General features: G+C 58.4%; 20 protein-coding genes and 1 tRNA gene. 11 read left to right on the top strand and 10 right to left on the bottom strand.

The annotated features are described in order from the left end of the window. Positions 1–37 precede the first annotated feature (37 nt). Complete coding sequence (locus R3C98_RS03245) at positions 38–1,105, top strand: hypothetical protein (protein WP_371312680.1); 1,068 nt, start codon at positions 38–40, stop codon at positions 1,103–1,105. A gap of 11 nt (positions 1,106–1,116) precedes the next feature. Here R3C98_RS03245 and msrA read toward each other — a convergent pair whose 3' ends face one another. Then, complete coding sequence (gene msrA, locus R3C98_RS03240; RefSeq protein WP_371312679.1) at positions 1,117–1,767, bottom strand: peptide-methionine (S)-S-oxide reductase MsrA; 651 nt, start codon at positions 1,765–1,767, stop codon at positions 1,117–1,119. 106 nt (positions 1,768–1,873) lie between these two features. On the opposite strand from msrA, the gene R3C98_RS03235 reads away from it, so the two are divergent. From R3C98_RS03235 to R3C98_RS03225, 3 genes are all read left to right on the top strand, one after another. Then, positions 1,874–1,963: transfer RNA gene (locus tag R3C98_RS03235), tRNA-Ser, on the top strand. A 120-nt stretch (positions 1,964–2,083) separates the two neighbouring features. Continuing rightward, a complete protein-coding gene (locus tag R3C98_RS03230) occupies positions 2,084–2,347 on the top strand; it encodes a hypothetical protein (protein WP_371312678.1) in 264 nt (87 codons plus the stop codon). 45 nt (positions 2,348–2,392) lie between these two features. After that, positions 2,393–3,334 (top strand): LLM class flavin-dependent oxidoreductase, encoded by a 942-nt coding sequence (locus R3C98_RS03225; RefSeq protein WP_371312677.1) that lies wholly within the window; start codon positions 2,393–2,395, stop codon positions 3,332–3,334. 42 nt (positions 3,335–3,376) lie between these two features. On the opposite strand, the gene R3C98_RS03220 is transcribed toward R3C98_RS03225, so the two are convergent. From R3C98_RS03220 to R3C98_RS03210, 3 genes are all read right to left on the bottom strand, one after another. Continuing rightward, positions 3,377–5,005: an HlyD family secretion protein gene (locus tag R3C98_RS03220; protein WP_371312676.1), complete on the bottom strand. Its 1,629-nt coding sequence runs from the start codon at positions 5,003–5,005 to the stop codon at positions 3,377–3,379. Between the two features lie 11 nt (positions 5,006–5,016). Continuing rightward, positions 5,017–6,606, bottom strand: coding sequence for a glycosyltransferase (locus R3C98_RS03215; protein ID WP_371312675.1), 1,590 nt, complete (start codon positions 6,604–6,606; stop codon positions 5,017–5,019). Between the two features lie 236 nt (positions 6,607–6,842). Next, positions 6,843–7,661, bottom strand: a complete 819-nt coding sequence (locus R3C98_RS03210) for an enoyl-CoA hydratase/isomerase family protein (RefSeq protein WP_371312674.1) — start codon at positions 7,659–7,661, stop codon at positions 6,843–6,845. A 147-nt stretch (positions 7,662–7,808) separates the two neighbouring features. Here R3C98_RS03210 and wrbA point away from each other — a divergent pair, with 147 nt between their 5' ends. From wrbA to R3C98_RS03195, 3 genes are all read left to right on the top strand, one after another. Further along, positions 7,809–8,414, top strand: coding sequence for an NAD(P)H:quinone oxidoreductase (gene wrbA / locus R3C98_RS03205; protein WP_371312673.1), 606 nt, complete (start codon positions 7,809–7,811; stop codon positions 8,412–8,414). Positions 8,415–8,440: 26 nt separating this feature from the next. After that, complete coding sequence (locus tag R3C98_RS03200; protein WP_371312672.1) at positions 8,441–9,322, top strand: hydroxymethylglutaryl-CoA lyase; 882 nt, start codon at positions 8,441–8,443, stop codon at positions 9,320–9,322. Between the two features lie 206 nt (positions 9,323–9,528). Further along, positions 9,529–10,035, top strand: a complete 507-nt coding sequence (locus R3C98_RS03195; protein ID WP_371312671.1) for a MarR family winged helix-turn-helix transcriptional regulator — start codon at positions 9,529–9,531, stop codon at positions 10,033–10,035. Positions 10,036–10,038: 3 nt separating this feature from the next. Here the strand turns inward: R3C98_RS03195 and R3C98_RS03190 are convergent, their stop codons facing one another. Beyond that, complete coding sequence (locus R3C98_RS03190; protein ID WP_371312670.1) at positions 10,039–11,265, bottom strand: acyl-CoA dehydrogenase family protein; 1,227 nt, start codon at positions 11,263–11,265, stop codon at positions 10,039–10,041. Between the two features lie 201 nt (positions 11,266–11,466). On the opposite strand from R3C98_RS03190, the gene R3C98_RS03185 reads away from it, so the two are divergent. Together R3C98_RS03185 and R3C98_RS03180 are read left to right on the top strand one after the other, a co-directional pair. Continuing rightward, positions 11,467–12,039: a VOC family protein gene (locus tag R3C98_RS03185; protein ID WP_371312669.1), complete on the top strand. Its 573-nt coding sequence runs from the start codon at positions 11,467–11,469 to the stop codon at positions 12,037–12,039. 205 nt (positions 12,040–12,244) lie between these two features. Further along, positions 12,245–13,882, top strand: a complete 1,638-nt coding sequence (locus R3C98_RS03180; protein WP_371312668.1) for a DUF3604 domain-containing protein — start codon at positions 12,245–12,247, stop codon at positions 13,880–13,882. A gap of 10 nt (positions 13,883–13,892) precedes the next feature. Here the strand turns inward: R3C98_RS03180 and R3C98_RS03175 are convergent, their stop codons facing one another. Genes R3C98_RS03175 through R3C98_RS03155 form a run of 5 tightly spaced genes read right to left on the bottom strand, consistent with a single transcriptional unit; the run spans position 13,893 to position 19,120 of the window. Next, a complete protein-coding gene (locus R3C98_RS03175) occupies positions 13,893–15,230 on the bottom strand; it encodes a spinster family MFS transporter (protein ID WP_371312667.1) in 1,338 nt (445 codons plus the stop codon). A 27-nt stretch (positions 15,231–15,257) separates the two neighbouring features. Beyond that, the gene (locus R3C98_RS03170) at positions 15,258–16,199 is read right to left on the bottom strand and encodes a 2-hydroxyacid dehydrogenase (protein ID WP_371312666.1); all 942 of its coding nucleotides are present in this window, start codon (positions 16,197–16,199) and stop codon (positions 15,258–15,260) included. After that, positions 16,196–16,879 carry a GntR family transcriptional regulator gene (locus R3C98_RS03165; protein WP_371312665.1) on the bottom strand — a complete coding sequence of 228 codons (684 nt, stop codon included), beginning with the start codon at positions 16,877–16,879 and terminating at the stop codon, positions 16,196–16,198. Before R3C98_RS03165 ends, R3C98_RS03170 begins: the two co-directional genes overlap by 4 nt. Beyond that, positions 16,866–18,149, bottom strand: a complete 1,284-nt coding sequence (eno, locus tag R3C98_RS03160; protein ID WP_371312664.1) for a phosphopyruvate hydratase — start codon at positions 18,147–18,149, stop codon at positions 16,866–16,868. Before eno ends, R3C98_RS03165 begins: the two co-directional genes overlap by 14 nt. Then, entirely contained in the window at positions 18,146–19,120 is a 975-nt protein-coding gene (locus tag R3C98_RS03155; protein ID WP_371312663.1) for a phosphotransferase family protein, read from the bottom strand. Before R3C98_RS03155 ends, eno begins: the two co-directional genes overlap by 4 nt. 180 nt (positions 19,121–19,300) lie before the next feature. Between R3C98_RS03155 and R3C98_RS03150 the strand changes: the two genes are divergently transcribed. Next, on the top strand, positions 19,301–20,002 hold the full coding sequence (locus tag R3C98_RS03150) for an RraA family protein (protein ID WP_371312662.1): 702 nt from the start codon (positions 19,301–19,303) through the stop codon (positions 20,000–20,002). A 137-nt stretch (positions 20,003–20,139) separates the two neighbouring features. Then, on the top strand, positions 20,140–21,306 hold the full coding sequence (locus R3C98_RS03145) for an alpha/beta hydrolase (RefSeq protein ID WP_371312661.1): 1,167 nt from the start codon (positions 20,140–20,142) through the stop codon (positions 21,304–21,306). The last annotated feature ends 2 nt before the right edge of the window (positions 21,307–21,308 follow it).

The following is a 21,308-nucleotide window of genomic DNA, read 5'->3' as shown; positions in this document are numbered from 1 at the left end:
AACCGTATCGCCAAGAGGCTTGAGAGGTCCTAATTTCATGCCTGTGACGGACTGGCTGACAACGGCAGAAGCCTGGGCAGACGCCCATATGCGGGAGACTCACTATCTCGCGGCGCTGGGCCTTGTTCTGGGTATCCTGTCTACGGTCTTTCTCCTGATCCTGACATTTCGTCTGATCGTGCGGCTGGTCCGGCGCCTCGGCGATGTAGCGGCAGCTCGGATGCTGCGTGCGGACAAGACACCCGGCTATCGTATTGTGCTCGCCCGCCCGGCAGGGGGGAGGCGAGGGGCGACACTCAAATGGTTGCAGTCGGCGCTCTCAGACCATCTCACGTCATTTAATTTTGGCGCGCCGTTCAAGGTCGCCAGGATGAGTGTGCTGAAAGGCGGACTCGCACCGGATACAATTGCGCGAGCACGCAGGCGCATGGCTGCGGCTGACGCCGACTTGCTTGTATGGAGCGAACGTCGCGGGCGTAAAGAGGATGGTCTGGTCCTGCACGGCCTGACCCGGGGCGGCGGGCTGAACCCGGCAAATGCCAAATTGTTCACCCTGCGGCTGCCTGCGCGTGACACAGCCCTCGAAGACCAGATGCCGAAAATCGCAGCGTTTTTGCTGGCCAAAAAGCTGCAGCCCGGGCTTGGCAATCCGCAATCCTTCCGCCCAGAGAAAATCAGCCTGCTGGCCGAAGCGCTGTCAGGCATGCTGGATCATGAAGGACCCATGCCAGTTGCGCTGCGAAGCGAAATCGAAGGGGACTTTTGTGCTTCTGCGGTCCATGTGGCGGAAGAGGCGGGCGACCTCGCCGGGCTCGATCGCGTAATTGCGCTGCGTAGGGAGCACCTGACCGAAGGGGCCGTTCAGGAGAACCCGGAGCGCGCCATTCAGGCCCGGATGGATATCGGGCGGGCCCTGCTGGCACGCGCATCGAAAAAATATGAAGCTGAACTGGTGCGCGAGGCGATCGGCTACCTTTCCCAGGTCGTCGAAGCGCTCCGCACGGATCCGTCCATCATGCGCGCGCAAGCCGCGTCAGACGCCATGTTCAAGGCGCAGAGCCTGATGGAATCTCGCAAACGTTTTGCGGTAAATTTCGGAACCTAGACCGCCAATCCTCAGACAGCGAGGCCAACAGGGCAGGACACGCCCGTTCCGCCGATGCCGCAATATCCTGCCGGGTTCTTGGCCAGGTATTGCTGGTGGTAGTCCTCGGCGAAGTAGATCTTGTCCAGAGGGGCGACCTCGGTCGTGATCTTTCCGGCATGGCCTGCCTGGGCCAGGGAGGCCTCATAGGTCGCGATCATTTTCCGGGCTGTATCGGCCTGCGCGTCGCTGGTCGTGTAGACGGCGGAGCGGTATTGCGTGCCGATATCATTGCCCTGGCGCATACCCTGGGTCGGATCGTGGTTTTCCAGGAAGACTTTCATCAGCCCCTCGAAGGTAACGACAGCGGGATCGAAGATCACGTCGACGACTTCGGTGTGGCCGGTTTGCCCGGTGCAGACTTCTTCATAAGTCGGGTTCGGGGTGAATCCGCCCGCATAGCCCACCCGGGTCAACCAGACGCCGTCCTGTTGCCAGAACTTGCGCTCGGCGCCCCAGAAGCAGCCAAGGCCGAATACGGCGCGCTGGAACCCGGCGGGCACATCGGCCAGCAGCTCCCGGCCATTCACAAAATGCGTGTCAGCTGTCGGGAGCGTGATCTCCCGGCCCTTCAGCGCCGTTTCCGGTGTCGGCATCGCAGCGGGTTTACGTGTGAACAGCATGGCGGCCTCCTTCAGCTGTTCTTTCATATGGGCCCTGGCTGCTGCAACGGCAATCACAGTCTTGCGAGGCGCGCGCCCATAAGATAGAGCGTCCGCTGCTGGAAACGGTGAGGTGGCCGAGTGGTCGAAGGCGCACGCCTGGAAAGTGTGTAGGCTAGCAATAGTCTCCAGGGTTCGAATCCCTGTCTCACCGCCAGCCAGTAACCCCAACAACAAAACGTCTGATTTCCCGGCCGGAGTCGTGATGTGCGGCTGGCTGTGGCTAATGCGGCGCCGGCTTGTTGACAATAAAGGGAATCTATGTACATATGTACATATGTCTAAGAAAGTTGTTGAGCGCGTCCAGACAGGCGTGAGAATCGAGAAGCGCTTGCTGAAAGTGCTGAAGGCCATGGCCGAATATCTGGACATCACCGTCGGTGATCTCCTTGAAGGCATTGTCCTTCACGCCCTGGAAGGCAAGGCACCCCCATTCAAGGCCGAGCATCTCAAGTCCATTGAAGACCTGAAGCGTATTTATGGACTGGATCTGACAGCGAGCGATTCCCACAAGCTCATTGAACAGTCCTCTGACGAATAGACTCATTCGAAGGAGAGTTGTGTGCGTAAATCTCTATTCTGGCTTATGGACCGTTATCCGGAGCTGGGTGAATCACAAGTGGTGCTGTGGCAGATCGTCAAACGCCAGGCCAGGCTGGCTGATGAGCTCGGTTATGCTTCGCTTTGGCTTGCCGAACATCACTTTCAGACATTGGGTTCCGCGCCCAACCCAGCCGTACTGCTTTCTGCCATTGCTGCGCAGACCTCTCAGATCAGGCTGGGGCCAGCAGTAGCGGTTCTGCCTTACAGGGAGCCAGAACTGATTGCGGAGGATTACGCGCTTCTGGACATGATCTCCGAAGGGCGGCTCAACATGGGGGTCGGCAGCGGGTCCCAACCGTTCGAGTCCGAGAAGATGGGTGCTGATTTTGATGAGCGCCGACGAACATTTGACTCCCGTCTGTCAGCAATCCGCACATATTGGGGTGACGCAGAAAAAGCTGGTGGTCAAAAAGGGTGCCTCAATGTCAGCCCTGTACAGGCCGGCGGGCCGCCAGTGTATGTCGCCGGAACAAGTGCCGAGAGTGCCTATAATATCGGAAAGCAAGGCTATGGTTTTCTGACCCTTGCCACGCCGATGACGCCTTCGATCGATGAAGTCGGTGAACGGATTACCATGCATCGGAAGGGTTTGTCAGACGGTGGTCACAATGCCGATGACAGGGAAGCGATTGTCGTGGTCTTCGCCCATGTCGGTGAGAGTGCAGCCGCGGTAAAGTCCGTTGTGGTTCCCGCGCTTGACCGGTTCGCCCGGTCCATGACCGGAACTGCCCTGTCGGACCCGGAGGCGGTTTACCAGCATGCGATTTCGTCATCGCTCGGCCTGTTCGGGACCAGAGAGGACGTGAGTGCGCAGCTGAACAATTACCGCAGAATTGGCGCAACACACCTTGCATTCATGTCTCGCTTCGGAGGGATGGATGCGGAGATGTCTGAGCGAAGCCTCATAGATCTGGCGACTGTATAGTCGGGAGCGGGGGCGCTCGCGGCCACCTTTCCGATCCAACAGCTAGAAGCGGAAGATGTCAGCCAACCAGCGAAGCAAGGGCCTGTGAATGTTTGTTTCAACAGCCGCGCCGGGCGCATCGGCATACTCCTCCGACAGCTGGATCCCCAGTTGGGCGTACCGCTCGGGGTTGAGGTCCCGATTGTACAGCTTGTTTTCACTCGAAAGCTGGATGGTCGCACTGATATCGGTAATCGTCGCATTGCGGTCCCGGCGGCCATCGGCCAGCCTGACACTGACGCGCTGCCCCACCTTCAGGCGTTTTGCATCCGCATGCTTTACAAACGCCGAGACCATGCGTGTTTCACCGATCGCCTCAAGGCGCATGAGTGGCTCCTGCGCCGTCACGCGTTCACCCGGCAGGAGAATGATTTCTGACACGCGGCAATTGCAGGGGCTGACGACCGAAAGTTCATCAAGCCGGCTTCTGAGCCCATCAATCCTGACCTTGGCTGCGGCGATTTCCTGTTCGGCTTCGCGAATGGTCACCTGCAGGGTTGCCGGTTCATATCCCGTTGCGCGGGCATCGCCAACGAAGAAGCCCGACCGGGCCGCACTGAGGCGCGACCGTGCATCTTCAACATCGCGCTCAGCCTGACCGATACGTTCAGTAATCTCCGCAACCGCCTGCTCGGCATTTGTGCGGACACTGAGGGGAACCAGCCCAGGCGTGGAGACCGCCCTCAACTTTTCCGCCTCCGCCATGGCCGCCGCGAGTGACTCCCGCAATTCGTCCCGGCGGCCCTGGGCCTGCTGGAGTGCCCGGACTGCTTGAGCGGACTCTGTCTGCAACATGCCGCTTCGGCCGGCGAGGATGGCCTGCAGCCCCTCCAGCCGGACCTCCATGACGCGCTTGTCGGCTTCAGCGTCAGCAAGCTCGGCTTCGAGCGCACGGTTTGACAGGCTTGCTATCGCGTCACCGGGCTTCACCCTCGCGCCTTCGTCGGCAAGGATTTCCTTCACGACCGATGGCTCAGGCGCACTGATCTCAATCAGTTGTGTGTCCACCCATGCTGCAACACTGCTGATGCCCGTCATGGCCAGGATCGATGCCCTTGCGCTCAATAAGGCCAACAACGCCAGGAGCGCGAAAACCCCCCGGCGGACAAGAACCTTGCGCCGTCCGATTTGAAGGGCGTGATCGATTTCTTCTTCGCTGGTCGCAGAGGGTGTTCCTGCACTGACATTGCGGAGCATTCCGTCGACACTTTTCAGTTTGCCGGACAAATGTGCGCTGGAGATGAAGCCCAGTGCACGTACCTCTTCAGGAGACAGGCCGGTAAACGTGAACGCGGCTTCCCGCTTCTCCGGATAGATCCGAAGAAGCTCGGAAATCGTGTCAAACCGAAATTCGAAATCGGATATCTGGATAGAGACCGTCGTGCGGATTTTTTCTCCGGCCAACGCAAGTTCACGCACTTCACCGATCCTGAAGCCGCTGAGAGACCAGTCAAGGGCGGGATAGGCGTGGCCGTTGATCTCTATGGTGAGGGGCGCGGAATAACGCGGAAATTTCCGTTTATCCCGCCCGGCCGCCTCCATTGCGTCTCCGAGCGACACGAAGTCTGCGACCTCATCCTTTCCGTCGGATTGGTTCGTCTGAGTGTCTTCGGACTGTCTTTCAGCGCTCATGGGAATCCGGATCACGTTCTGGCTGCGAAGGATGCCAAAGTTATCATTGAACAAATGAATATCGTGATAACCAATCCCTTGAGCCAATCCCCGAACATGGATGTCCGCAATTGCTGCACCGCCGCCGTTCCGTGGGTAATATTCTGCCGGGTCCAACTCTGTTGATCCAGGTGGAACAAGACCTGGATCTTGACGAATGAACCCACGAATTGCTGATGCAGCAGGAGCAGGGGCACAAGCGGCGAAGCAAGTCCGCCTTGGTGTACGACATTGATGGTCTGGATGAATCGCGTTGCAAGGACCACGGACAAATAGGCTGGAAGCGCGATCCACCGGCCTTGCAGAAGAAAGAAGGTGAGGAAGACAGGTCCGGTCAGGCTCGTCCACATGCTGATGCGCTGATCTACCAGACACCACCAGGTAAACAGCCCCATACGCCGGGGGCCCAGCAGGATGGCCCGGTCGGAATTGCGCAGCATATTGCCGAACCAGCGCTGCATCAGGCGCGCCGATGCGCTCAGGAATCCGCCTTTCGGCAGTTCTTCCATGCAACTGACATAAGTGTCGGGCAGATATATCATCGCCCATCCGTCCTTGAGACAATGATACCAGGTGGACTTGTCGTCACCCGTCAGCATCGGGAGTTTTCCGAGTCGCCAATGGTTCAGGATGTCCAGTTGAAGGCGGTCTATGAATTCAGCATCCAGAGCGATATTTGCCCTGAAAACCGAGAACCGCCCCGTCAGGCATAGAACCCGGCCGGACAGACTCAGCGAACTCATGTAAAGATTTCTCAGTGCAAATCGCATGGCATACCAGGCCTGCGCTAGTCCGCTGCCTCGCACTTCAGCTGTGTTATTGACGGTGAGGGCGGCCAGGTCCGGCATCATGGTAAAGAAGGGACAGGTCCTTTCCATCAGGCCGGGCGTGACGACGGTATCGCCGTCCATGAGGATCACAATCCCGTCGCCGGCTTCATTACTGCGCTGCAGGGCCCGCAGTGCGGCGGCCATCGCGTCGCGCTTTCCCGTGCCGAGCTGGAGCTGGGTGATGAGATCGATATGTCCCGGCAGCTGTGCCTCGTCAAAAATCTGGTGAATGAGGCGGGCGTCCCCATCATCCGTAACCGAAGCTACGACCGTTGCCGGCACACCATAGGCAGCCAACTCCTGAAACAGGGACGAATAGACGCCAAAATTTTCCGACGCCGACATCTGATAGGACGTCACAACAACACCGATGTGTTCCGGCAGTGTCGAGGGGTCGGCGGCGACTGTCCGGGCTTGTCGGCGCAAGCGGGGGAAGACCGTATTCCTGTAGTGCTCCGCGCGTAAAAAATGCGTCAGCTGCCAGCCGTATCGCCAGGTTGCAAGGAATCCCAGCGGCAAGACAATGTGATCCACCTCGCGCACAGGCGACTGCGACAGAGTCACAGCAAGGAGGAACAGGAAAGCTGTGATGTATGCAAACCAACTTATGGAATACGTACAGAACGACGCGTAAATGCGCAGAACTTCATTGCCCGCCCGATAGGTTTTGTCCGCCAGCCACCCCGTTGCGTCACGCCATGGTGCAGGAAGGGAGGTTGTCCCTGAACGCATTCAAAACACCGCATAATCTACAAACTCAGACGTTTGTCCGGCATTATCATTTAAATTTTGTTCCCTTCCTGATTGCGGCTGGCCGCGACGGGTGGGAGAAACAGGGTTCTGATGCGGGCATCGGGAACCTCCAGGAATCCTTCGAGGCAGGATTTGAAGCGCTTTTCCGGGAGCTCGAATGATGCCCAGGTAACTTCGGTCAGCTGTTACCGAAGCCCGACAGGGCAGGCGAACGATCAGCCCGGCGTGCGGGGCTGGTCGCCTTCCTGTGTGAAGCGCACAGGCTGCTTGTTCTTGAACGCATCTACTGCGTTCGAGAAATTTTGCGTGTGGGACAGGATCACTTGGTTCCGGTCTTCCAGCGCGAGGGCAGCTTCGAGACCGGGCGCGTCGATATTCACATTCAGTATCTCTTTCGTCATCCGCAGCGCCAGCGGGCCGGTCGCCAGCATGTCGTCGATATAACTGTCGATGGCCGCATCCAGATCTTCCGGCTCAGTGAGTTCTGCCAGGAGGCCGAGCTGCCAGGCGCGTTCAGCGCCCAGCATGCGGCCTGTCAGAAGAAGGGCGTTCGCAGGGCCCGCGCCGATCAGGCGGGGCAGAAGATAGCTAGCCCCGATGTCCCCACCGCCGAGACCGATGCGGATGAAAGCGGCATTCATCCGGGTATTGGGCGTTGCGAGCCGAATGTCAGACGCCATAGCCAGGCAAAAACCACCTCCGGACGCCACGCCATGCATTGCAGCGATGATCGGCTGCGGGCATTTGCGCATGGCGAGCGTAATCTTTCCGAGCCGGTGCTGAATCGCGAATTTTTCCGGTAGTGCGCCGTCGATGAACCCGTCTGCCTGTGCACTTGTCAGGTCGAGCCCGGAACAGAAGCCGCGTCCGGAGCCGCGTAGCACTACAATCCTGATTTCGGGACGAGAGGGAAGACCCTCAAAATACGAAAGTAACCGGATCGTCAGGTCGTCATCCAGCGCGTTTAGACTGCCTGGACGGTTAAGGGTGAGGTATTCAACTTCCCCTTTTTTCTCGATCAGAAGGGCGGCCATTCGTTTCGTCTCCTGTTATTTTCCAGCGTAACGAACTGGAAGCGTTGGATTTTGGGCGGCCTACAGAATGTCAATTATATTTACATACGAAATATAAGCCCTAGAAGAGGCACCTTAACAACCTGCTTGCACATATGAGGATACACCATGGCTAAAGTTCTGATCGCTTTCTATTCAAGGGATGGGTCAACAGAGGCTTTGGCTCAGGCGATTTCCGACGGGGCGACTGCGGCTGGCGGTGAGGTTCGGCTGCGCCGGGTCAGAGAATTGGTCGACGATGCGACGATGGGCTTTGTTCCAGGATGGAAAGAATCCGCAGACCGGATGAACACGACTTATGAGGCACCGAGTGTTGCAGACGCTGAATGGGCTGATGCAATCATCCTTGGTTCACCGACCCGTTTCGGTCTGCTCGCATCGGAGCTCAAGGCGTTTCTCGACAGCCTTGGTGGTCTCTGGTTTCAGGGGAAACTGGCCGGGAAAGTCGGTTCAGCGTTTACCTCGTCGTCCAGTCTTCACGGTGGAAATGAGATAAACAATCTTACCATGTTCGTGCCGATGGCGCATTTCGGGATGATTATCGTTCCTCCGGGCTACGCCGATCCGGCCATGTTCAAGGCGGGTACACCCTATGGGGCCTCGTCGGTTTCGTACGGGGGCAGTAAGGCGCCTCCAACGGAAGATGACCTAGCCTCGGCCCGGTTCCAGGGAAAGCGTGTCGTTGAAATCGCCAGCGCTCTGGCGGCTGCCTGACGCTATCCGTCAGCGGGAGAGGAAGCATGTCCAAGGTCACGGTGCCGGATTTCGTCGAGGTTTCTCCTCGCGATGGTCTTCAGAACGAGAAGACTATTCTGCCTACAGAGCAGAAAATCGAACTTGTGAACCGAATGGTACAGGCAGGAGCCCGCAGGCTTGAGGTGGCGAGCTTCGTCAATCCGGCGCGCGTACCGCAGATGGCGGACGCCGAGGCGGTTGTCTCCGGTCTGAAGCGACATGATGACGTGACCTATATTGGTCTGGTGCTGAACAAGCGCGGCGCTTTGCGGGCCCTTGAGACAGGTCTGCACGAGCTTGGCGCCGTCTGCTGTGCCTCGGACACTTTCGGTCAGCGTAATCAGGGACAGGGAGCTGACGGGACGGTCGATACGGCAATCGAGATCATCCGTCTGGCGCATGCCAATGGCGTGTCGGGTCAGGCGACGATTGCGGTTTCGTTCGGGTGTCCGTTTGAAGGGGAGGTCAGCCATGACCGGGTTGTGGATATTGCGCGCAAATTAGCCTCCGCAAACCCCAGGGAAATTGCGTTGGCAGATACAATTGGCGTGGCGGCACCTCTGGAAGCTGAGCGGCTCGTCAGCCGCGTGGTTAGTGCGGTTGCTCCCATTCCTGTGCGGCTGCATTTTCACGACACGCGGGGGACTGGCATCGCCAATGTCTGGTCCGGGGTGACCGCCGGTGCAAAGACAGTGGATGCCTCGGTCGGGGGTCTCGGAGGTTGCCCATTCGCCCCTGGGGCAGCCGGAAATGTCAGCAGCGAATCGGTGGCATATCTGTTCGAGCGGGCAGGAATGCCCATAGGACTGGACAGGGCGCAACTCACCGAAACGGCTGCTTGGGTTCGAGGACTGCTCGGAAAAGCCGTATCTGAATGTGCCGCGTGATCCGCTGCTGGCGGTCGTCAGGTGGCTTTGTAGCCTAACCCTAAGTGCTTAAGCGGTGGGCGGTGTAGATGAATGTCGTTGCGGCAGGAGTGATTGCGGACTGTTTTTGCTAGGTTTTTCAAATCCGTGCACAGTGAGGACTGAATCGGTTTCTTGCCAAGTTGGCAGCGACAGACGATCACATCCGTGAAAGGTGGGTAAGAACCATGGCTGGATCTCTCGCGAACAAGGATACGGTCGCCAATCGGGCGCGATCGGAATCGGCCGAGCCTCAGCTCGAGGATCCCTTGCTGATGTGGGAGTTCCTGCGCGCCTTTATCTGGCTGGATAAAGGCCTTCAGCAGAACATGGAGGCGCGCGGCTGGCCACCGCTGTCTCGCACGGAATCGCAGGTCATGTTGCTGGCGTCGGTAGGTATCGTCCGGCCGATTGAGGTTGCCCGGAATCTGGGCCTGACACGGCAGGCTATCAATCAGACGCTTTCCCAATTGGTGGACAAGAAGCTTGTCGAACTGGACGACGACCCATGCGACAAGCGATGCAAGATCGTCCGCTTCGCGCCGGAAGGAAACGCCATGCGACGGGATGGTGTAAGCATCTTGAGGAGCCTCGAAGGCGAGCTGGCCCGCCGTGGCGGTCGACGGACACTCGAAATGCTCTATGGAATGGAAGGCTGGAACTGGGACGCACCGCCGATTTTCGACGAATCCTGACGCTTACGCCAGAATGATCGCTGGCGGACGGCCGACAAGCATTTTCCCATGCAGTTCCATCGTCGGATCCTGGTCGAAGACGACATGGCAGGACGCCATGTTGATGTCCCGGAAAGCGCGCTGAATCGGTGAGTCGGACATGTGTCCACTGGCACCGGACCCTTGTGCCAACAGAGTGACGGCGTCCCGGCACATGGATGCGATGTAGGAAGACATCGCACGTTGGCGGGCCCTGTTTTCAAGCGGTATCGGTGGCGCCATGGCGTCCGCTTCAATTTCCTGGGCCAGTATATCGATCATCTGGGACGCGGTTTGCGCAGCCAAGTCTGCCTTGGCGAGCCGAATCTGGAGCGCCGGATTGTCGACGCTCGTTTGTCCGGAAAAGGTGCTGAGGAATGTCTTGGCCCGTTCGACTGCGTGCTCGGCCGCTCCGAGTGTTCCGCCGACAATTGCTGACAACGCCGCCACGCAAAGCATGGGCGTGAATGCGGCGGTATAAACGCTACTGTCGTGAATCTGCGCGCCTTCGGCTTCACCGGAGCGTGCGGGAGTTGCGTCCATCACCCGGTGGGCGGGAATGAAAATATCGTCGAAGACCACATCGTGGCTGGCCGTTGCGGCCATGCCGGACGTGCGCCAGGTGTCTTCCAGTTTCGCTTCACTCCATGGCATCGCGAACATGCGGACTGCGGGCGGGCGAGGGGGCTGGCCTTCGCTGGGGGCGGGCAGGTCTTCTGCCACGATACCAGACACCATGCACCATTGCGCATGAGAGGAACCGGTTCCCCATTTTGCGCGGCCGTTGATGCGGTAACCCCCTTCAACCGGGCTGGCTTTCACAGTGGGGGCAACCATCACCGGACCAAGCCGGGAAGGGCCATCCGCGAAAATCTCCTTTTGCGCTTCTTCCGGCAAAAGGCACCACATCCAATTGTGGACCATGTAAAAGGCGAGCGTCCATCCGGTCGACACGTCGAGCGGTGAGAGTGCTTTGATCACCTTTGCCATCGACGAGATGCCAAGTTCGTGGCCGCCGAAGCGTTGCGGGACCATGATCTCGAACAGGCCGGCATTCGCGACATCGGCAATGGTTTCATCGGCCACCCGCCGGTTCTGCTCAGCCGCCTCGGCACGGGCCGCAATGGCGGGGGCAATTGCGCGCGCCCGCTCGACCAGTTCTTCGGTCAGCTGGGCTGTGTCTCTGATGGGGGTGCCGTTTGTGTCAGCCATCTCTAATCCTCTGTATTCCTGAGGTGGGCAGAGTGTCGCGTTAAACTTAAATGTCAATGTTATTGACAATATCCGCTTTTCGAGGTGAACTCGGATCGAACAGGAATTCGCCGCATACTATCCAATCAAGAGAGTGTGTCAGGCGGAAAGAAACCAACTGAACGCGCGAATGAGAAGAGCGTGCAATCGGAGGATTAAGCCATGTCACTTTCCAAGCTCACAAACATCCACCACGCTGCATATCGCTGTCGGGACGCTGAGCAGACGCGCTGGTTCTACGAAGACGTATTGGGCCTGCGTTACCGGGCGGCTCTGACCTTCGAGGAAGTGTCCGGCACGGATATCAAGCGCGAATACATGCACCTCTTCTTCGAGATGGAAGACGGGTCCATGGTGGCCTTCTTCGACGAACCGTACACGGTCAAACCAGATCAGTTCGAGCAGAAGGACAGCTTCGACGTCCATGTCGCATTCGAGATCGACAGTCTGGAAGACCTTGAAGTCTGGAAGCGGAAGATCAAGGATGCGCGAATCAAGTGTGCAGGCCCCATCGACCATGGGTTTGTAAAGTCGATCTACTTCTATGACCCGAATGGCTATCAGTGCGAAATCACCTGCCGCACGCCCGACTATGCGAAGATCCTCGATGAAGAGGAATCCGAAGCGATGACGATTACCCGCAACTGGACCGAGAAGACGCGCAAGCGCAAAGAAGAGTTGTTCGGGGCTGAAGCCCTCGACAAGCGGGAAATTTCCGAATTCTATCACGCTTGATCCGATGGTTTCGGAGCCGGCGCAGAGGGCAGTTCCAACGGCAAGACAGATTCTGAGTGCGTTTGCGCTGCTTGGCGCGGGCTTTCTGTTTGCGGGGTGTGGCCAGTCGGGAAAGCCTGTTGAAGACGGGCTGACCCAAGCCTCAGACAATCTGGTCCAGACTGATGATGTAAACTGCCCAGGGTATAGCCCCGGGCACAAGCAGGTGTTCTGGGGCGACCTTCACGTCCATACGGCGTATTCACTGGATGCCTACGGCTTCGGAACGCTGCGGACGCCGGCGGAGGCCTACAGGTTTGCGAAAGGTGATGCTGTAGGGTCGCCGGCAGGAGATGTGCAGCTCGACCGGCCACTCGATTTCATGGCGGTGACCGACCATGCCGAGTGGCTGGACTTGATGTACACCTGTACCGACCCGCGTATGTCGGCCCACCCATATTGTGTGAAGCTTCGTAACCAGAGCACGCAGGAAACCGGCGGAACGGTTTTCCGGGATTTTGTGAACCCGACGATTACGCAGGCCCAGCCCGCAAAGGCTGACGTCTGCACGGATGATCCGTCCGCATGTGATGATGCACTGCTTAGCCAGTGGGAGCGGATGCAGCAGCAGACGAATGCTGCAAATGATCCTTGTACTTTCACGGCATTGAATGGATTTGAGTGGTCGGCGACGCCGAATTATTCGCACACCCACCGGAACATTATCTTTGCGGGCGACAATGTGACGCCGACGCCGGTGGATTACATTCGCTTTCCCGAGATCGATCAGCTCTACTCCCAACTTGAAGCCGGATGCCGCGCCGAAGATGGGTGTGATGCCATCACCATCGCCCACAACATGAATATGGGAGACGGCAAGAGCTTCGATGTCGAGACGGAGAGCGAACGCACTCTTGCCTTGCGGACGCGCTATGAGCGTCTCGTTGAAATCACGCAGGAGAAAGGCACCAGCGAGTGCCTTCCGGATTACACGCATCGCGAGTCGCTGGGGGAGTGTGGGTATGAGACCTACATCACCTCGCATTCCCGGCAGAAACCGCTCGCAGACTTTGAAGAAGAAGAATGGGAGCGTATGCGCTCGAGTTACGCCCGAGGATTGCTTCGGCGCGGTCTGCTGACTTATGCAAACCGGCAGGATGCTGAAGGCAACCCGCTGCAAGTTGGCTTCATTGGCTCCACCGACAGTCACACAGGGCTTGGTGGCTATGTGGAAGAAGACCAGTGGCAGGGGACCGTCTTCGGGATCGGAAATTTCGAACGCAATATGAGCCGTATGGGGTTCAACCCGGGTGGGCTTGTGGCCGTCTGGGCAGAGCAGAACACCCGTGAAGGCATCTTTTCCGCGCTAAAAAACCGTGAGACCTATGCCACAAGTGGCCCTCGCATCGCATTGCGGTTCGATGCAGCCAAAGTTGGGGAAGTACCGGCCTGCAAGGCTGGCGGGGCGTTGGCGCCAATCGCGGGCGGTACGCCAATGGGCAGTACCTTGCCAGAAGCAAGTAAGGCCGCGGTATTCCGGATCGCTGTGACCGGAGACAAGGCTCCTTTGGAAAAGATCGAAATTATCAAAGGCACTTTGAAGGGTGAGTCCTACGAGGAGTCTGTCATCCCTGTGTGGCAGAGCGATAAGGGCGAGGCGAACGCTTGTGTGATCTGGTCCGATACGGAATTCGAACCGGCCGCGCCGACATACTGGTATGCACGGGTAACCGAAGTGCCGACACCGAGATGGTCATCGTATATCTGTCAGGAAGCAGGCCGATGCGAAGAATTCCCGGATGCGGATGTGAAGATCCAGGAGCACGCGTGGGCGTCGCCGATCTGGCATTTGCCCACGCGATAGGGCCCGTTCTTCACTCCCAGGTTTTGGCTTCTTCGACAGCTTTCCGGATCGCCGGCAGCCCCCAGAGTATGATCAGTCCGGCCAGCGGGATCACCACGCCGCCACATAGAGCCAGCGACTTGTTGAGGGCGGCGTCGCTGTGGAACACAAAGTCAGTAGCACTGGCCACGACAGTCGGCCCAAGCCCCATGCCAACGAGGTTCGCCACCAGGAAATACAGTGCGACGGTCTGCCCACGGAGCTGATTGGGAGCCATCAGCTGGATCAGGCCGCCCGCAATGCCGCCCTGGAACGCGGAGAAGAATACGGCAACAGACAGGCAGATGAGGCCGAGGGCTGGTGTGCTCACGAACCCGATTGCGACAACGAAGGGCCACATGCCCGCCATGGAAAGCAGGATAACCCGGCTATAGGCATCCGGAATCCCCCTGGCGAACCAGCGGTCTCCGAGAGCGCCGCCCGTCAATAAGCCGGTCGTCCCCGCCACCATCATCAGCACGCCAAACGTCCGTCCCGCATCTCCGCGCGAAAATTCAAAAGTGCGCATCAAATATTCCGGACCCCAGATATTGAGGCTGAACACGACCATGACGAAGAGGGACACGCCAAGAATGTGCGTGAACAAGGCGCGCTTCCGGCTGATTACAAACTTGATGGCATCTCCCAGTGAGACGCCGGAGGTGGAGACTTCACCTTGGATCAGGCCACGCCGGGCGGGCTCTTTGATCATCAGGACCAAAAATGTCACCAGCAATCCCGGCAGACCAACGAGGAAGAAGGTTAGTTGCCAGCCTTCGCGTTCCCCGACCAACGGCAAGACAACCGAGCCGGCACTCATGGCGATGGTGACGACCCATCCACCGATGACATAGGCGAGGCCGGAGCCGATGGTGACGCCAAGCGTATAGACGCTGAGCGCGCGGGCCAGTGTCTTTTTCTCGAAATAGTCCGTGATGATGGAATAGGCTGCGGGCGACAGAACGGCTTCCCCTACGCCCACGCCGATACGCGCAAGGAAAAGGGATGTGAAGCCCTTCGCGAGGCCGCACATCGTGGTCATGATGCTCCAGAACGTGATCGCGATGGCAATCAAATGTTTGCGGCTGCTACGGTCCGCAATTCTCGCCAACGGGATACCCATGATCGAATAGAAAATGGCGAACGCGAAGCCGGCGAGAAGGCTGTACTGCGTATCCGAGATATCAAAGGATTGCCGGATCGGGCCAACGAGAAGGCCCATGATCATCCGGTCAATGAAGGAAACGGTCTGGGCCAGCATCAGGATGATGACGGCATACCAGGCATAGAAGCCTGATCGCGGTATGGGTGTCTGGTCAGCAGGCGCCATGGGGGTGTTTCCTCTTGTGTTGTTTTTCTAAACCACGCGATGCCGGAGGGGGGTTCCGTTCACGGCGGCGAGTGTATTTGCGATGGCAACTTCCAGACTTCGGTCCAGTGTCTCATTGGTCAGCCACGCGACGTGGGGGGCGGGGATGACGTTGTCGAGCCGGAATAGCGGATTTGAGGCTGCGGCAGGTTCCGGGTCGAACACGTCCAGACCGGCGCTTCTCAAATGACCTGATTTTAGGGCGGCGTAGAGCGCAGCTTCATCCACCAGTCCACCGCGCGCAGTGTTGATGAGCACGGCTCCCGGCTTCATGCACGCGATTTCGTTGGCGCCGATCGTATGGGATGTTTCCTCAGTTAGCGGAATGTGCAGAGAGACAATATCGGACTGCGAGATCAATTTATCCAGCGGGACATGCTCATATGGTACGCCCTTTCTGGACCGCGAAGAATAGATCACCTTTGCGCCCATGAATTCGAGAATGGGAGCGAGCAGGGTCGGAATATCTCCGAAGCCGATCAAGCCGACGGTCTTTCCATAGAGTTCCTGGAGGGATTCCCGGGTCGCTTCATCCGGAATCCATTGTCCACTGCGGCAGAGGGCGTCCAGGCGCGGTTGAATGCGCAGGGCGGACAGGATGAGGAGAAGCGTCATCTCCGCGACGGCTCGCGTATTGGTGCCCGGCATGTTGCAAACCGGTATGCCCCGGATTTGAGCTGCTTCCAGATCTATCGTGTTTACGCCAACGCCGATTTTCTGGATCAATTTTAGTGAGCGCGCCTTTGCGATGTGCTCCGGTGTGACCGGGCGAAGGGCATGCCACAGCGCGTCGATTTCCGGCAGAAGCCTTTCGAATTTCTCGTCATCAGTCTGATCGCAGCAGATGACATCAAGCCCTTCAGATTTCAGGGCATCGAGCTTCGCGCGGAGGTTCGGACCGGCCTCGTAGTGGAACAGGACTTTGATCATTCGGAACTCCTCTGGTTCCCGAGCATCTCGAGCGTAAAACCCTGGATGTAATCCATGTGGGCTGTCACACCTTTTCCCACCTTGTTTGTGTCACCGACAGCGATTGCATCTGCGATGCTGGCGTGCATGTCGGCCACGAGGGTGAGATCCTCCTCATGACCGGCATAATAGTGCCAGAAACGTCTTGAAAGTCCGTGGAGAGACTGAAGGGCGTTTACGGCAAATTCGTTATCGCATGCGGCCGCGACTGCCAGGTTGAACTTCTGATCGATCTTGAGGAACCGCCTATAGGTCTTCCGACCATCTTTGCGGAAGGCGTTGGCCAGCGACTGGAATGCAGCGCGCTCCTGGCGGTTCGCTCGAAGAGCCGCCTGGCTGGCGACAAGCGTCTCCAGCGCACGCCGGGTTTCGACGAGGCGTATTTGCTGGCGAACATCGATGGGTGCGATCCTCAGACCACGACGGGGCATTATTTCGATCAGATACTCGTTGGACAGGCGCAGGACAGCTTCCCTCACGGGCGTACGGCCGAGCCCGGTGCGTTGGGCGAGTTCCTGTTCCGTCACAAGGGTTCCCGGGGCGAGTTCCATTGTCACGATCAGCTCTTCAAGCTGTTCGTAGGCGTCCTCGGACAAAGGCCGTGAGTGCTGTCGTGCCGGAATGGAATCAGTTGAGCCCAAGGACAGCTCCTCCTGCGTACTTTGCGTTCGTACCCAGGGATTCTTCAATGCGGAGCATCTCATTCCACTTTGCCATACGTTCGGAGCGGGTGAACGACCCGACTTTGAATTGGCCGGAGGCCCAACCTACGCTCAGGTGGGCAATGGTTGTGTCTTCGCTTTCTCCGGACCGGGCGGAGACGATCGTGCCGAGCCCGGCAGACTTTGCCGCTTCAAATGCGTTTTTCGTGCGCGTCAGTGTGCCAGCCTGGTTCGGCTTGCAAAGCAGAGCGGTGCAAGTGCTATTGGCGACGGCAGAATCCACATTCGTCTTGTTTGTGACAAGAAGGTCATCTCCGACGATCTGGACCTTGTTCCGGAATTCGGACGTGAATTTTCGGTGGGATTCGTGGTCATCTTCGGTGAACGGATCTTCGATCATGGCAATCGGATAGGCTTTTACCCAACCGGCAACCTGATCATACCATTCTTCCGTCGAAAGGGCGCGCCCCTCAGCCTTCAGGACGTAGGCGCCATCACGATAAAACTGATTGGCGGCGACATCGATCGACATGCCGACCTGCGTTTCGGGATTGAACCCCGCCGTCTCGATACTGGCCAGCAAGGCGTCCAGTGCCTTTTCATTGCTTTCAAAGACGGGCCAATAGCCGCCTTCGTCTGCGACGCCCACGCTGACGCCGCGATCAGAAACGATTTTTCCTGCGGCGAGGTAGATCTCGGCGACCCACTCAAGCGCTTCGCGAAAGCTGGAAGCGCCGAAAGGCACAACCATGAAGTCCTGCAGATCCATGGCTCCAGCGGCATGCGCCCCTCCGCCATAGATCTGAATTTCCGGCACGGGGATCAGTGGGGGAGTTCCATCAGAAAAATAGTGCCACAAAGGCTCATCCCGTCCGGATGCAGCAGCGTGAGCAACGGCCAGGGATGTGGCGATCAGAGCATTGCCGCCGAGGCGGCTGAGCTGTTCGGTCCCATCGAGAGACTCGAGTGTGTCGTCTACAAGCGCCTGCTGGTCTGCAGGCAGCCCGGTCAGGGCCGGGACGATCTCCTCCCGCAATCCGGCCAAGGCCCTGGTGACGCCGTATCCGCCAAATGCGGTTCCGCCGTCGCGGAGGTCCAGCGCTTCACCCGAGCCCGTCGACGCACCAGCAGGGGCGATGGCGCGCCCGATCGCCCCGTTGGATAGGTGTATCTCGACTTCGATGGTCGGCCGCCCCCGGCTGTCCCAGACCTGTCGGCCGTTGACGGATGTGATGTCGAGCTGGCTCAATTCTGTATCTCTTTATTGTTGGAATGTTCGGACCACTCAGGGAACCAGCGATCAGCCAGTTCGCTCAGGCCAGTGGCAGGCCGGGTAAGGTAGGTGCGGGCGAAATTCCGTATCGCCGTCTTGTCGGCAGGGGAGGTGATGTATTCAACCGGCGACTTCCCATCCATGCGGGCAAGGAGGAAGCCGGCGAGGTATCGTGCCGCCCGCGCTTCGAGATCAGCGTCTTCGCCCGTTTCGAAATAGCTGTTCCGAAAAGCTAGGAAGGCCGTTTTGAAGGTTAGCGCAAATTGCGGTTTCCATGCTGCTTTGAGGAAAAGATGGGTCCCGCAGAAAGCGAGGTCGAATGCGGCGTCACCGAGATTCGCGCATTCGGCATCCAGAATGACCGGGTGGTACGGACCGAACAGGATATTCTTCGGGCTGAAATCCCCATGGATCAGCCAGTGACTGTTTTCTTCAAACAGTTTCACGAGCTCGGAAAGCTCGGCGTCGAGATCAGGATTCGCCGGAACGCTCGCAAGGAAGTAGGGCGAAAGACGCAGAGCGTGAATCAGGTCTGGCTGATTAAACGTTTCTGCAACTTCGGAGTTTGCGCGGCTGGCGTCATGCAGGCGGCGAAGCGTTGTCCCGAGTAGGCGAACCTGATCAAGCCGGATCACGCCGTCCCGGAGTTCTTCCTTCCAGACGGTATGAGTGGTGGGCGAAAGGTACTCCGTGACCAGAACGCCAAGTGCAGGATGATGACCCAGAACCTCAGGTGTTGCTTCTGGCTCGATTGTGCTGGCAAACCGGTAATAAGCCGCTTCAAAATTGATGCGGTTCGTAGGGGCGAACCAGTCTTCGGCGACCTTGAGTTTGGCGAGGGCGCGCTTGGCGCAAACAGGGCCGCCGGGCAGGTCTACACGCCAGATATCAGACGATACACCACCGGTCAGCGGTTCTCCGGATATTGTGTCGCCAGAACTCGCCATCCCCAGTTCCCGGAGTGCGTTGCAGATGGATTCCGGTACGCTTGAAATTGCTCGATCCCCATCGCTCCCCGGGTGCCGTGTTGCTTCCGAGGGCATTGGCAAGTCCGGCTTATTGATGTACGAGTGATATATCACGAGCAGGGGCGTGTCCAGTTTCCCGCATTGCTGAAGGTAGGTGTCATGATGTCGAGCGAACCATTGCTGGAACGGTTGTCGAAACTTGAGGCGGCAGCGGCGGCGGACGTCATGGTGGCGATGGGGCTGGAAGCGCAGGTTCTTGCCCCGTCCCTGCGGCCATTGGGCGGCGCCAGGATGGCTGGGTTTGCCCTGTGCGCAGAGGGCAGGGAGGGTGTCGACCAGCCAGGCCTGCCGACTTTTGACCTTGATGCGCTCGTTACCCCGGGAGCGGTCGTCGTGATCGCGACGGGCGATTGCGGCAAGGGTGCCATCATCGGCGACAATATGGTGACCAGCATGGTGCGAGCCGGCGCCCGGGGCTTCCTCCTGGATGGAGGCATCCGGGACCGGGAAGCGCTGGCAAGCGGGCCTGTATCGGTCTGGTGCCGTTATGCCTCTCCCATCAATGCGCACCGCAAGTGGAAATACACCGCGATGGACCGTCCGGTGACGCTGCCTGGTGTCTGGGGGAGCGTTGAAATCCGGCCGGGTGACCTGATCCTTGCGGACGATGATGGCGTTGTGGTTCTGCCCCATGAACATGCGGAACAGATCATTCATGACACTGAAATCCACATGCGCGCCGAAGCAGACATCAAGTCTGCGATCGAGGCGGGGGAGAGCCGGGAAACCGCCACGAAATCCAGTCGCCGTCTGCAACATGTACGTCCTTTGACGGCGCACGCCGAAATACCGAAAGAATAAGCCGGAATGACCCGACGGAAATGTTTGACCGACCGTCTTTTTAATATAGATTAAAAACTTCTTGAAGGGGCAAAGTAACGTTTTCGGGCGTCGCCCGCACGTTCTGACCCAGAAAAAAAATTAGCTGGGAGATCCGCATGACGGCCACGAAACACAAATACGATCGGATTCCGTACCTCGTCGTCTACGAGGACAAGTCTGCGTTCAAGGACACCTATGCCGGCGAGATCGACAAGGTCGCCCTCAGCTGCCAGTTGCTGAAGCCAAAGGACAGTCCCTCCAAGACGGTCGTGATCTGGTCCCACCCGATCGGGGGTGGTTCCTATCTGCCGATGATGGCCGCGCTCGCTAAGAGCGGCGTCCACACGATCTATTGCGATACGCGCTATCGCGGTGTCGACACGGCGCTGATCATGGAAAAAGTGATCTGCGATCTGGGGGCGGTTGTACGTGATGCCAAGGAGCGTCTCGGATACGAGAAGGTTGTTCTGGGCGGTTGGAGTGGTGGTGGCTCCATGTCTTTGTTCTATCAGTCAGAGGCCGAGCAGCCTTCCGTTACCTCTACGCCGGCCGGTGATCCGCCGGACCTGACAACGCGTGGCTTCATTCCTGCCGATGCTGTCATGCTTGTTGCGGCCCACCATGCCCGGCACGTCACGTTCACCGAATGGCTCGACCCGTCCGTGACCGACGAGAACGATCCGGAAAACCGGGACGTCGAACTTGACATCTATGACCCGCGCAACCCGAACCAGCCACCATATTCAGCCGAATATCTGAAGCGCTTCCGCCAGGCGCAGATTGACCGGAACCGCCGCATTACGAAATGGGTGAAAGACAAGCTGGCGACCTACAAGGCTGCGGGCCAGACCAACCGGGAATACGGCTTCGTCGTCCATCGCACGATGGCTGATCCAAAATGGCTGGACCCGACGATCGATCCGAACGGCCGCAAGCCGAACTGGTGCTTCCTGGGTGATCCGGAAGTCGTCAATGATAGCCCGGTCGGGCTCGCCCGTTTCTGCTCTCTACGCAGTTGGCTCTCGCAGTGGAGCTATGATGATGCCCGGGCTGATGGCGTGAAATGCGCTGCGAAGATTTCTGTACCCGTCCTTGTTGTCGGCAACACGGCAGACGACGGCATCACGCCGGAGCACACCAAGCGCCTCTACGAGGCGGTCTCGCATGATGACAAGGAACTTGTCTGGATTCAGGACGCAAACCACTACTTCTTCGGCCAGCAGGAAAAGGCTGTCGAAGCGGCGGAAACCTGCGCAAACTGGCTTCAGAAGCACGGGATGTAGGT

The organism is Hyphomonas sp., assembly GCF_041398465.1.
GTDB lineage: Bacteria > Pseudomonadota > Alphaproteobacteria > Caulobacterales > Hyphomonadaceae > Hyphomonas.
Note: the sequence above shows the minus strand (reverse complement) of the source record. Positions and strands in the feature narration are given on the sequence as shown.